We start from the raw sequence: 12,618 nt of genomic DNA on the forward strand, positions 1-12,618 counted from the left end.
GACGACGACCACGAGGAGGACCTCCTGCTCCTCTTCCTTGCCGCGTTCACGCTGGCACCGATCGTGCTGCCGCTGCTGGTCTCGCGTTGGGGACCGCGGGCCTTCCTCGTGGCGGCCCTCTTGCCGCTGGCAGCGTTCGTGCACACCGCCGCACTCACTCCGCGTGTGCTGGCGGGGGACCTGCCGTTCGAGTCGGTGCCCTGGATCGAGCCGCTGGGTATCTCCCTGTCGATGCGGATGGACACGCTCTCGTGGCTACTGGCGCTGATCGTCACGGGCGTGGGCGCCGTGGTTCTCATCTATTGCCGGTGGTACTTCGAGGCCAGCGACGGCCTCCCCCAGTTCGCCGCCGTGCTGCTCGCGTTCGCCGGGGCGATGTACGGGCTGGTGCTGACCAATGACGTGGTCGTCCTCGTGATGTTCTGGGAGATCACGAGTGTGCTCTCCTACCTGCTGATCGGGTATTACCACCGCCGTGCGGCCAGCCGTCGCGCGGCGCTCCAGGCACTGTTGGTGACGACCCTCGGCGGTCTCATCATGCTGATCGGCGTGGTCCTGATCGCGGTGGCGGCGGACACGACGAGCCTGTCGACGATCCTCTCCGATCCCCCGTCGGGGCCTGTCGTGACGGCTGCGATCGTGCTGCTGCTGGTCGGCGCGATCAGCAAATCCGCGATCTTCCCGTTCCACTTCTGGCTCCCGGGTGCCATGGCGGCGCCGACGCCGGTGAGCGCCTACCTGCACGCCGCCGCGATGGTCAAAGCCGGGATCTATCTGATCGCTGTGCTGGCGCCGGTGTTCGGCGAGAATCCGGCCTGGCATCCGATCGTGATCGTGCTGGGCGGATTCACCATGCTGCTCGGCGGCTGGCAGGCCCTGCGCGAAACCGATCTCAAGCGCATCCTCGCCTACGGCACCGTGAGCCAGCTGGGTTTCCTCGCCGTCGTGCTCGGATACGGCACGAGGGATGCCGCACTCGCCGGCCTCGCGCTGCTGCTCGGCCACGCCCTGTTCAAGTCGGCGCTGTTCCTGGTGGTCGGGATCATCGATCACCAGGTCTCCACACGCGACATCGGTGAGCTCAGCGGGCTCGGGCGGCGCGCCCCCGTCATCGCGGCCGTGTCGGTCATCTCCATCGCCTCGATGGTAGGGATCTTCCCCACGATCGGGTTCGTCGCAAAGGAGGGGGCGCTGACGGCCCTCCTCGACGAGGCAGTCGGCGGTGCCGTCTGGGGCGTCGTCGCGCTCGTCGCGGTGATCCTCGGATCCGTCCTCACAGCCGCCTACGGCCTCCGATTCCTCTGGGGCGCGTTCGGCACCAAACGCTCCGCAGCGGGTGAGCGCATCGCCCCGACCCGTTGGCCGAGGCCGCGCCCCGGATTCCTCTTCGCTCCGGTCGCGCTCGCCGTCCTCACCGTGGCGGCGGGACTGTCGGCAGCGGCGCTGGACGTCGCGCTGACGCCGTACGCCGATCTGGCGCCGCTGTCCTCACCGGGCGTCGCCGAGCCCGAGCACCCCGCCCATCTGGCGCTCTGGCACGGGTTCGAGGCCGCCCTGTGGATCTCTGTGGCGACGCTGGTGATCGGGGCCGCGGTGTTCGCCCTCACGCGTCGTGCGGCCTGGAACCGCCGCATCCTGCCGTTCAGTGCCTTGGATGCCTACAACCTCGTGGTCCGCAGCGTCGGTCGACTGTCGGTCGCGACGACCGTCATCGCCCAGCGCGGCTCACTCCCGACCTATGTGGCGACGATCTTCGTCGTGCTCGTCGCGGGAGAGGCCACCGCCCTCCTCGCCTCCGACCAGTGGCGGGCCGACCTCGACGCGTTCCACACCCCCGCACAGCTCGCAGTCGCCCCGCTGATGATCGCGGCCGGGCTCATCGCCGTGCGCGCGCGCAAGAGATTCACCGGCGTGGTGCTGGTCTCGGTGACGGGGCTCGGCATGATCGTGTTGTTCGCGACGAGCGGCGCCCCCGATCTCGCCCTGACGCAGATCCTCATCGAGACCATCACGATGGTCGTCTTCGCGCTCGTGCTGCGACGGATCCCCGCGCGACTGGGCACCCACAACGGTTCGCGGTTCTCCATCGGTCGGGCGATACTCGGTGCGGCGGTCGGGGTGACCATGGCGCTCGTCGTGCTGGTTGCGACCGGCGCTCGGGACGTCTTGCCGATCTCGGTGGAGTTCCCCGAGCTCGCGTACGAGATCGGCCATGGCGCGAACGTCGTCAACGTCGCCCTGGTGGACCTGCGCGGCTGGGACACGATGGGAGAGCTCTCGGTGCTCGTGCTGGCGGCGACGGGGGTGGCCTCCCTCGTCTTCGTCACCCACCGGGCAGACACGCTCTCGGACTTCACGGCGCCGATTCCCCAGCAGGCGCTTCGGCGACGGTCGCCGCTGGTCGAGCGCATCTCCGAGGCTGAGGGACGCCCCGGTCGGATGGCGTGGCTCGTAGGCGGCCAGCGGGTGCGGCCCGAGAACCGATCGATCCTGCTCGAGATCATCGTGCGGATCCTCTTCCACACGATCATCATCGTGTCGCTGTATCTCCTGTTCGCCGGGCACAACCTTCCCGGCGGCGGTTTCGCCGCGGGTCTTGTCGCCGGGATGGCGCTGGTCATGCGCTACCTCGCGGGCGGGCGGTATGAGCTCGGGGCGGCGGCCCCCACCGATGCGGGAAGATTCCTCGGCATCGGGCTGGCGATCGCGGTCGCGTGTGCGGTCGTGCCGCTCGCCTTCGGGTTCTCGCCGCTGACGCGCGGCATTTTCGAAACCGAGCTCCCGGTGGTCGGTCACATCGAGTTCGTCACCTCGACGCTGTTCGACGTCGGCGTCTACCTCGTGGTCATCGGACTGGTCCTCGATGTGCTCCGCAGCCTGGGCGCCGAGATCGACCGCCAGGCGACGGCGGCGGCGGAGGTGAGCGCGCGATGAACGTGTCTCTGGTCCTCATCGTCGTGATGGCGGTGCTCTTCGCCGCGGGCGTCTACGCGATGCTCGAGCGCAGCCTCACCCGCATCCTCATCGGCTTCCTCCTGCTGGGAAACGCCGCCAACCTGCTGTTCCTCATCGTCATGGGAAGGCCCGGGCTCGCCCCCTTCTTCGGGACCGGAGAACCCGACGAGATGTCGGATCCGCTGCCCCAGGCGCTGATGCTCACGGCGATCGTCATCACCTTCGCCGTGTCCGCGTTCCTGCTGGCTCTCATCTACCGCTCCTGGCAGTTGGGTCAGGCCGACACCGTGAGCGAGGACGAGGCCGACATCGAAGTGCGCGAGCTGGGTGCGCAGACCAGTCAGCTCGAGCAGGTCGTGGCGAGCGACGATGACGCCACGACGGACTTCGACGGTGACGAGGACGACGCCGATGCCGCGCCGCGTGGGGGTGAGCACGCATGACCGCTCTCGTTCCGCTGCTGGTCACACTGCCGCTGTTGGGCGCCGCCGTCGCGCTCATCGCGGGGCATCACCGCCGCGTGCAGGTGGCCGTGTCGATCATCGTGCTCACGACGACGATGGTGCTCGCCACCATCTTGCTGGCTGCGGTGGATGCCGCCGACACCCCGTTCGCCGTCTCGGTGGGGGGCTGGCCGGTGCCGTTCGGCATCGTGCTCTACGTCGATCGGCTCTCGGCGCTGCTGGTGCTGGTTTCCAGCATCGTCCTCCTGGCGGTTCTGCTGTTCTCCGTCGGGCAGGGCGCTGCGGACGGCGACGACGAGACTCCGGTCACGATCTTCCATCCGACGTACATGATCCTCGCGACGGGGATCTTCACCGCGTTCATCGCCGGCGACCTGTTCAACCTCTACGTCGGCTTCGAGATCCTGCTGGTCGCCTCGTTCGTGCTCATCACCCTGGGCAGTACCGCGTCCCGCATCCGGACAGGTGTGACATACATCGTGGTCTCGCTGGTCTCCTCGATCCTGTTCTTGGTCGCCATCGCGATGATCTACGGAGCCGTGGGCACGGTGAACATGTTCCAGATCGCCGAGCGGATGGCCCAGCTCCCCCAGGGGACGCAGACAGTGCTGCACGTGATGCTGCTGTTGGCCTTCGGTATCAAGGCCGCGGTCTTCCCGCTGTCGTTCTGGCTGCCTGACTCATACCCGACCGCCCCCGCGCCGGTGACCGCGGTGTTCGCCGGCCTGCTCACCAAAGTCGGCGTCTACGCGATCATCCGCACCGAGACGGAGCTCTTCCTCGACAACGACCTCAACCTCGTCTTGATGATCGCCGCCCTCGCCACGATGGTCATCGGCATCCTCGGCGCGGTGGCGCAGGCCGAGCTCAAGCGCATCCTGTCGTTCACGCTCGTCAGCCACGTGGGCTACATGATCTTCGGCATCGCGATCGCGACCCCCGCTTCGATCGGCGCGACGATCTACTACATGGTCCACCACATCATCGTGCAGACCACACTGTTCCTCTCGGTGGGGCTGATCGAGCGGCGCGCGGGCAGCACCTCGATCCTGCGGGTGAAGGGCCTCATGCGCGCGGCGCCCGTCATCGCGGTGCTGTACTTCATCCCCGCGATCAACCTCGGCGGGCTGCCCCCGTTCTCGGGTTTCATCGGCAAGTACGCCCTGTTCGATGCCGCCGCCCTGGAAGGCAGCCCGATCATGATGGTCTTCATCGTGGCGGGCATCGTCACGAGCCTGCTGACGCTGTTCGCGCTCATGCGCGCGTGGAACCTGTCGTTCTGGCGCGAGAAGGACGATTCGACCGAGACCGATCAGCGCACCGCCTACCTCGAGTCGGCGCCGGCTGCCGATGTCATCACCGAGCGTCGGGTGATCCCCCGGATCATGACGGCGGCCACCGCCGGGATGGTGGCGCTCACCGTCGCGCTCACGGTGTTCGCCGGTCCCCTGTACGAGGTGTGCGAGCGGATCGGTGACGCTCTGCTGCAGCCGACGACGCTCGAGCAGGTGCAAGAGGCGGTGGACGGCACATGAGCGAGGATCCGCGCCGCGAGCGCATCGGATTCGTCCACGATCTGTGGCGGCAGTGGCCGTTCCTGCTCTGGCTGACAGCGCTGTGGATGCTGCTGTGGGGGCAGTTCACCGTTCTCGCGTTCCTCACCGGCCTAATCGCCGCCGTCGCGGTCACGACGGTGTTCCGCCTGCCGCCGATCGGGCTGTCGGGTCGGGTGAACCCCTGGTACGCCCTGGTGTTCGTCGTGACGTTCGTCGGGGCACTGGTGAAGGGCTCACTCACCGTCGCGTGGCAGGTGCTGGACCTGCGGCGCCAGCCCCGCGCCGCCGTGATCGCGGTACCGCTGCGCACGGACGATGACCTGATCATGGCCCACACCGCTGTCACCGCGTCGCTGATTCCGGGTTCTCTGGTCCTGGACATCGACCGCGGTCGTCGCGTGCTCTACCTGCACGTGATCGGTGTGCGCGGCGACGCCGATGTCGACGCGCACCGCGCGGAAACGCTGGCCTGGGAAGCGCGGGTCATCCGTGCGTTCGGCTCGAGGGCGCAGCTCGAGCGGCTCCGCGCGGCAGCGCAGAAGGAGGCCGCATGAATCTGCTGCTGATCGTGATCTACGGCGCCTTCGCCGTGGCCGCTCTGGTGACGCTGTGGCGCATCGTCGTGGGCCCCTCGATCCTCGACCGCGTCGTCGCATCCGATGTGCTGCTGACCGAGGTCATGTGCGTGCTGGGCGCGGACATGGTGATCAACGGCCACACCGACACCCTGCCTGTCCTGCTCGTGATCGCGGCGGTCGGGATCTTCGGCTCGGTCGCCATCGCGCGGTTGGTGGCACGGAAGGATGACGCGAAGTGAGCGCGCAGGAGTGGGGCGATCTGCCGTGGGGCACCGTGCTCGACGTGGCGTCGCTCGTGCTCGTGCTCATCGGTGCTCTGCTGTGCGTGACCGCGGCGATCGGCCTGGTGCGCTTCCGCGACGTTCCGACCAGGCTGCACGCGGCCACCAAGCCCCAGGTGCTGGGTGTCGTGCTGATCTGCGTGGCGGTCGGGTTGTCTCAGCGCAGTTGGGGGGTTCTCGCCTTCCTTGTCCCGATCGTTCTCATTCAGCTGGCGACCGCGCCCCTTGCTGCGCAGATGATCGGTCGCCAGGCCTACCGCAACCGCACCATGGCGAACGAGGATCTCGTTGTCGACGAGCTGGCCGGCGACGCACGCCGTCCCCGTGACGACGAGCAGAGGGACGACGCGGGTCGCAGCTGATCACCCGATGAGGCTCGGCTGAAGATCCCGCAGGGTTCTGCGGTGGGTCATGCGCGTCACCCCGATCGCCGCCAGCACCAGCGCGCCGATGCCCCACGCCGCGAGTACCAGCAGGTCTGATCCCACGCGGGCGAGATCCCCTCCGTACATCAGCTGCCGCATGGCATCCACGACGTAGCCCATCGGCAGCACGTGATGAAGGGTCGCGAGGGGCTCCGGAAGTGTCTGCCAAGGGAAGGTGCCGCCGGCGGTCACCAGCTGCAGAACCATCAGAACGAGACCGAGGAACTGCCCCACCGAGCCGAGCCACACGTTCAGCGCGAGGATGATCGCGGCGTAGGTGAACGAGGCGAGCACCATGATCCCGAGGGTCGCGAGCGGCTGCGAGAACGTGAAGCCGAGGGCGAGGGCGAGGATGCCGAACAGGGCGACCATCTGCAGGCCACCGAGGATCGCGGGGGTCAGCCACCCGGCAAGCGTCACCCGGATCGGTGAGCGCAGCGCGGTGATCGCACGGCGCGAGATCGGCTTGACGATGAGGAACAGCGCGTAGATCCCGATCCATCCGGCGAGGGCGGCGAAGAACGGCGCAAGCCCAGCACCGTAGTCTTCGGCGGACGCGACCTTGCCCGTTTCGACCGCCACGGGGTCTGAGATCGTCTCGGCCTGCGTCTGACGCAGGTCCGCGCTCGAGTCGGGGAGCTGTGCGACCCCGTCGGCCAGGCCTTCGCTCAGATCGGCGGCGCCGTCATCGAGTTGCGTGAGCCCGTCGGCCAGCGTGGCAGAACCGGCGGCGACCTGCGCGGCCCCGGCCGCTGCGCTCGCCGCGCCGTCGGCGAGGGAGGCGGCGCCTGCCGAGACCTGGGCGGCACCGGCCGCGAGCTGGTCGACCGAGCCCACGGCCTGCTGTACATCGCCGTTGGCCGAGGTGACGGCATCGGCGAGTGGATCGAGTCGAGCCAGCACCGCGTCGATCTGCGTATCGTCCAGACCTGCTGCCTGCAGGGACGCGATGATGTCCGCGCGCACCGTCGGGATCGCATCGACCGCCGCCTGACTTGCGGCGCCGGCCTGATCTGCATATGCGGCGAGGGTCTGATTCCCGGCTGAGACCTGCGCCGCTCCGGCTGCCAGGTCCGCGGCCCCGGACGCGAGGGTGGCGGTTCCTGCCGCAAGCTCGTCGGCGCCCGAGGTGAGGGTGCCGGCCCCGGCGGATGCCTCAGCGGTGCCCGATGCCAGCTGGGAGGCGCCGTCGGCGGCAGTCACGAGGCTCGTGCGGATGTCCGCGATGCCGTCCAACAGCCGCAGGGCGGCTTCTTCGCCGACGAGCTGGGCCACGGACGCGCGGATGCGTTCGATGGCCGTGTCGCCGATCGTGGAGGCGAGGTAGTTGTTCGCGTCGTTCGTCTCGAGTTCGAGGGTCGCCTGGTGGGGATCGTCCCCGGCGGACGAGGCGAGGGCTTCGGAGAAGTCGCTCGGGATCGTGACGATGAAGTCCACGTCGCCCGTCGTCAGCGCGGACAGGGCCTCCTCGGAGTCGAGGAGCTGCCACGCGAAGCTGCCGTCCTCGATGAGGTTCTGCGCGACCTCGTCGCCGTAGTCGACGTGCTCGCCATCGACCTGTGCGCCCGCGTCGTCGTTGACCAGCGCCACCGGAACCTCGCTGAGGCGACCGTAGGGATCCTGATTGGCCCAGAGGTAGACGCCGCCGTAGAGGACGGGGACGAGCATGAGTGCGAGCAGCGCGATGACGGACATCCGGGTCGCTGTGAGGCGTCGCAACTCTGCCGCGATCATGGCCGGAACCTTCATGCGCGCGCCTCCTCGCGCTCGGCACGGCGGGCGCGCCCCGCGAGCACGGTGCCGGCGGATGCGCCTGCGATCACGAGCACGCTGATTCCGCGCGTGGCGAAGTGCTCGGCCAGATCCCACCAGACGTGGGGATCGCCGCCGTGTCGGTCGGGAGACACCAGCACGAGTCCTTCGACCCCGGGGCGCAGCGTGGCCAGCTCCAACAGCAGGCGCAGGCGATCGCGCGGGGTGACATCCGCGATCGGAAGGCGCGACAGCTCGCGGGCGTCGTGCGTGGTGAGCCACTCCAGCACGGCGCGCGGGGAGGAGGGTCGACCGGCGAACATGAGTTCCTCGGCCACCACCCCGAACACCGTGACGTTCGGGGCCGGGTCGCTCACGTCGGGGGCGTCGATCAGTGCCACCCGGCGCCGCAGGCTGCGGCCGTCCGGCTCAGCGTCGATCGTGACCGTGCCGGTGTCGGGACGCATGCGCCCCGATGCGATCAAACCGAGCACCGTCGGGCGCTGCTCGGTTTCCGCGACCGCCAGACGGGCTTCTCCCTCTCCGTAGGTGAGGGAGGTCTCGGCCAGGGCGACGCCGCGTCGTCCCTTGCTCACGTTCTGCAGGTCAACGAGCATCAGGTGTACCTCCGTTCGTGCGGGGGTTCGCGAGGCGGTCCGCGATGTGCTCCCAGGACAGCCCTGCGATGCTCAGCACAGCGCGCACCGGAAGGTCCGCGGTCGTGTCGGGTGCGCCGCACCAGCGCAGGATGATGGTTCGCGCGGTCTCTTCGATGAGGCGTACGAGGGTGTGGGCATCGACATCCCGCCGCAGTGATCCCGTCGCCTGACCGGCCGCGACGATCTGCGCGAGCCGTGCCCGAAGGGGGGCGAGTGCCCGTGCGGTGTGCGGGAGGTACGCCTCATCGAGCGCGATCGCGGTGCTCGCCTGCACGACGGAGGCCTCATCCCACAGTCGCCGGGTGAGCTCCTGCAGCGCATCCAGCGGATCGGCGGCGGTCAGCGTCTGGGCGATCTCGTTGTAGTGCTCGGCGCCACGGTCGATGACGGCGCTGACGAGCGCGTGGCGGTCGGGGAAGTGCCCGTACACCGCGCGCCGTGTGAGTCCCGCGGCGCGTGCGATGCCGTCGAGTGAGGTGCGGGGATCGCGCGCGAACTCACGCTGGGCGCAGTTCACGAGCTCATCGCGATTGTGCGCGGCGTCGCGACGCAGCGGCCTGTCGGTGGATGTCGTCACTCCCCCATCGTGACACGAATGTGCACAGCCATGTGCAAGTTCTTTCGGATACACATGATGTCCGCAGGCTGGAGGGGACGTCGTCGGGGGCCGCCGGCCGGACGCGTCAGTCGGCGCCGAAGTCGAAGGCCGCCGACTCGCCCGCTGCGTCGGTCGCCTCGGCGAGCTCCTCGCGGTCGGCGTCGTAGGGCAGCACGTGCTCGGTGATCTCCTCGGCCTCCCCGCGTCGGAGGGAACCGACGAGCTCCCCGGTGGGGCCTCCGATCAGGCCCATCGCCGCATACTGCTCGAGGCGGGTGCGCGAGTCCGAGATGTCGAGGTTGCGCATCGTGAGTTGGCCGATGCGGTCGGTCGGCCCGAAGGCGGCATCCCCGACGCGCTCCATCGAGAGCTTCTCGGGACCGTACGACATGACCGGCGCGACGGTGTCGAGCACGGTGTAGTCCTCGCCGCGCCGCAGCCGCAGGGTCACGGTGCCGCTCACGGCCGAGCCCACCCACTTCTGGATCGACTCGCGCAACATGAGCGACTGCGGCTCGAGCCAGCGGCCCTCGTACATCAGTCGGCCGAGGCGTCGGCCCTGCTCGTGGTAGGTCGCGAGAGTGTCCTCGTTCAGGATGCTGTTGGCCAGGCGTTCGTATGCGATGAACAGCAGCGCCATGCCGGGCGCCTCGTAGATGCCGCGGGACTTGGCCTCGATGATGCGGTTCTCGATCTGGTCGCTCATGCCCAGGCCGTGGCGTCCGCCGATGCGGTTGGCCTCGAAGACGAGAGCGACCGGGTCGGCGTATTCGATGCCGTTCAGCGCCACCGGGCGACCGGCATCGAAGGTGATCGTGACCTCCTCGGTCTCGATCTCGACAGAGGGATCCCAGAAGCGCACGCCCATGATCGGATCGACCGTCTCGAGGGACACATCCAGGTGCTCGAGCGTCTTGGCCTCGTGGGTGGCGCCCCAGATGTTGGCGTCGGTCGAGTATGCCTTTTCGGCCGAGTCACGGTAGGGGAAGCCGTGCGCGACGAGCCATTCGCTCATCTCCTGCCGGCCGCCGAGCTCGCGCACGAAGTCGGCATCCAGCCACGGCTTGTAGATGCGCAGAGCCGGATTGGCGAGGAGGCCGTAGCGGTAGAACCGCTCGATGTCGTTGCCCTTGTATGTGGAGCCGTCGCCCCAGATGTCGACGCCGTCCTCCTTCATCGCCCGCACGAGCAGCGTGCCGGTCACCGCGCGCCCCAGCGGCGTGGTGTTGAAGTAGGTGCGCCCGCCTGAGCGGATGTGGAAGGCGCCGCAGGCGAGGGCCACGAAGCCCTCCTCGACGAGGGCCGTCTTGCAGTCGATGAGGCGCGAGACCTCGGCGCCGTAGGTGAGGGCACGGCCGGGGATCGACTCGATGTCGTCCTCATCCGGCTGGCCGAGGTCGCCCGTGTAGGTGCAGGGAACGGCGCCCTTGTCGCGCATCCAGGCGACGGCCACCGAGGTGTCCAGCCCCCCCGAGAAAGCGATACCGACGCGCTCGCCGATGGGCAGGGACTCGAGAACCTTGGACATGGAAGTCGATTCTACTGAGCGGGCCCGCTGTTCACTTCGGCGGGGCGCCGCGAGCGTCCGCCGAGTCGCTACCGCGGACGCGAGGGTGGGAAGGATCGTGAAGGAGCTGAAGAAGTCGACGACCGTGGCACCCACCGGCCAGCCGCGCTCCGGCGAGATGCAGGGACGGGACCCAGGTCTAGTGCACACGAGCGTGTGGCGCGTTAGCGTCGAGTCGATGCGCATCCCGACGAGAAGTGACGTGACGACCCGACACCTGCTGATCCGCCCGATTTCGGCCCTGGCACTTCTCGCCGCCGGCGCTCTCGCGCTGGCAGGGTGCGCCTCCGGTGCGGGGCAGGATGCCGTGGCCGTCGCGGTGGACGAGGCGATCGCCGACTCCGGGCTCGACGGCGGGGGCTGGGGGGTCCTCGCCGTCGACAGGGAGACGGGCGAGATCGTCTACGAGCTGAACTCGACGATCCCGTTCGTCCCGGGCTCGGTGCAGAAGAGCTTCACGACATCGGCGGCGCTGGAGATCCTCGGCGCCGAATCCACAATCACCACCCCGGTGTACGGCACCGGTGTGATCAGTGCGGACGGGGTCCTCGAGGGGGATCTCGTGCTCGCCGGGCGCGGGGACTTCAGCTTCGGCTTGCGCGACCAGCCCGACGGCACGCTCGAGATCACCTCGTTCGATCACAACGAGGCGAACTCGGGCCTGGTCGCGGTGGGACTGAACACCGGTGACCCGCTGGCGGCGCTCCGAGGCCTGGCCGAACAGCTCGTCGCGGCGGGCGTGACCTCCGTGGCCGGACAGGTTCTGGTGGACGATACCTACTTCGACCCCCAGATGGACTGGCCCGATGGTCGCATCGACGCGATCTGGGTCAACGAGAACCTCGTGGACCTTGTGATCACCCCGGGCGAGCTCGGTGCGGCGCCGGAAGTCCGGATGATCCCCGGGCTCGACGGCCTTGCCCTGGTCAACGAGGTCGAAACGATCGAGGGGGATGTTGTCGACGTGGATGTCGAGATGTCCGGGTCGACGGTGACCGCCACCGGCACGATCGGAATCGACGCCGGCGAAGTGGTGCGCAATACCGAGGTCGACGACCCCGCGGCATTCGCCCGGATGGCCTTCGCGCAGGTTCTGACCGCGGCCGGCATCACGATCGACGGAGGCGGCACGGGCATGCTCCCCTCCGCGTACGACGAACCGATCGCGCAGTGGGAGTCGGCACCGATCTGGCAGCTCGCGCGCGTCGTCCAGAAGATGAGCTACAACCGCGGAGCCGATCTGCTGGCATGCCTCATCGCCGTCGAGGGTGGTTCCACCTCGTGCGTGGACGGTGTCGCAGCCGTGGCGGACTACACCGCGTCGGTCGGGGTTCCGACCGAGGGCCTTCGGCTGTACGACCCTGCCGGCAGCAATGACTACAACCGCACGAGCGCGGTGCTGCAGGTCGCGCTCATGCGGCAGGCCGCCGCCGCGCAATACGGAGAGCTCTTCGTCGACATCCAGCCCGTCGCAGGCATCGACGGATCGCTGTCGGGCACGGGGGCCGGGACGAGCGCCGAGGGGATGATCCAGGCCAAGACAGGCTCACGCGTGGTCTGGTATCCCACGACGGGCCAATTCTTCGAGCTCGCGCAGGCCTATTCCGGGTACATGACCACCGACTCCGGTCGCGACCTCGTCTTCGCGATCTTGTTCAACTCGACGCTCGTCGACGATGTCCCCGGGGTCCTGGATGTCTCGGCCAAGGTCGCGGAGGTCATGTTCGCCCTGCAGCGGGAAGGGTGAGGACGACGCCTCGATAGGATGAGGCGTACCGGTCCA

11 protein-coding genes are annotated in these 12,618 nt (G+C 68.6%); 7 read left to right on the plus strand and 4 right to left on the minus strand.

All coding sequences use genetic code 11. The features are described from left to right. Positions 1–24 precede the first annotated feature (24 nt). Genes ABD206_RS11125 through mnhG form a run of 6 tightly spaced genes read left to right on the plus strand, consistent with a single transcriptional unit; the run spans position 25 to position 6,196 of the window. Positions 25–2,934: a Na+/H+ antiporter subunit A gene (locus ABD206_RS11125; protein ID WP_344073548.1), complete on the plus strand. Its 2,910-nt coding sequence runs from the start codon at positions 25–27 to the stop codon at positions 2,932–2,934. Next, positions 2,931–3,398 carry a Na(+)/H(+) antiporter subunit C gene (locus ABD206_RS11130; protein WP_344072518.1) on the plus strand — a complete coding sequence of 156 codons (468 nt, stop codon included), beginning with the start codon at positions 2,931–2,933 and terminating at the stop codon, positions 3,396–3,398. Before ABD206_RS11125 ends, ABD206_RS11130 begins: the two co-directional genes overlap by 4 nt. After that, entirely contained in the window at positions 3,395–4,954 is a 1,560-nt protein-coding gene (locus ABD206_RS11135) for a Na+/H+ antiporter subunit D (RefSeq protein WP_344072521.1), read from the plus strand. Before ABD206_RS11130 ends, ABD206_RS11135 begins: the two co-directional genes overlap by 4 nt. Further along, complete coding sequence (locus ABD206_RS11140) at positions 4,951–5,529, plus strand: Na+/H+ antiporter subunit E (RefSeq protein ID WP_344072523.1); 579 nt, start codon at positions 4,951–4,953, stop codon at positions 5,527–5,529. Before ABD206_RS11135 ends, ABD206_RS11140 begins: the two co-directional genes overlap by 4 nt. Next, entirely contained in the window at positions 5,526–5,792 is a 267-nt protein-coding gene (locus ABD206_RS11145; protein WP_344072525.1) for an MrpF/PhaF family protein, read from the plus strand. Before ABD206_RS11140 ends, ABD206_RS11145 begins: the two co-directional genes overlap by 4 nt. Next, complete coding sequence (gene mnhG, locus ABD206_RS11150; protein ID WP_344072527.1) at positions 5,789–6,196, plus strand: monovalent cation/H(+) antiporter subunit G; 408 nt, start codon at positions 5,789–5,791, stop codon at positions 6,194–6,196. The genes ABD206_RS11145 and mnhG overlap by 4 nt, the downstream gene beginning before the upstream one ends. Here the strand turns inward: mnhG and ABD206_RS11155 are convergent, their stop codons facing one another. From ABD206_RS11155 to argG, 4 genes are all read right to left on the minus strand, one after another. Continuing rightward, positions 6,197–8,008, minus strand: a complete 1,812-nt coding sequence (locus ABD206_RS11155) for a YhgE/Pip family protein (RefSeq protein WP_344072529.1) — start codon at positions 8,006–8,008, stop codon at positions 6,197–6,199. It lies immediately after the preceding gene. Then, positions 8,005–8,628 carry a hypothetical protein gene (locus tag ABD206_RS11160; protein ID WP_344072531.1) on the minus strand — a complete coding sequence of 208 codons (624 nt, stop codon included), beginning with the start codon at positions 8,626–8,628 and terminating at the stop codon, positions 8,005–8,007. The genes ABD206_RS11155 and ABD206_RS11160 overlap by 4 nt, the downstream gene beginning before the upstream one ends. Beyond that, positions 8,618–9,247 carry a TetR/AcrR family transcriptional regulator gene (locus ABD206_RS11165; RefSeq protein ID WP_344072533.1) on the minus strand — a complete coding sequence of 210 codons (630 nt, stop codon included), beginning with the start codon at positions 9,245–9,247 and terminating at the stop codon, positions 8,618–8,620. Before ABD206_RS11165 ends, ABD206_RS11160 begins: the two co-directional genes overlap by 11 nt. A 106-nt stretch (positions 9,248–9,353) precedes the next feature. Next, positions 9,354–10,796, minus strand: coding sequence for an argininosuccinate synthase (gene argG / locus ABD206_RS11170; protein WP_344072535.1), 1,443 nt, complete (start codon positions 10,794–10,796; stop codon positions 9,354–9,356). 217 nt (positions 10,797–11,013) lie between these two features. Between argG and dacB the strand changes: the two genes are divergently transcribed. After that, positions 11,014–12,582 (plus strand): D-alanyl-D-alanine carboxypeptidase/D-alanyl-D-alanine endopeptidase, encoded by a 1,569-nt coding sequence (gene dacB / locus ABD206_RS11175; RefSeq protein WP_344072537.1) that lies wholly within the window; start codon positions 11,014–11,016, stop codon positions 12,580–12,582. Positions 12,583–12,618 lie beyond the last annotated feature (36 nt).

Source organism: Microbacterium sediminicola (assembly GCF_039531125.1).
GTDB lineage: Bacteria > Actinomycetota > Actinomycetes > Actinomycetales > Microbacteriaceae > Microbacterium > Microbacterium sediminicola.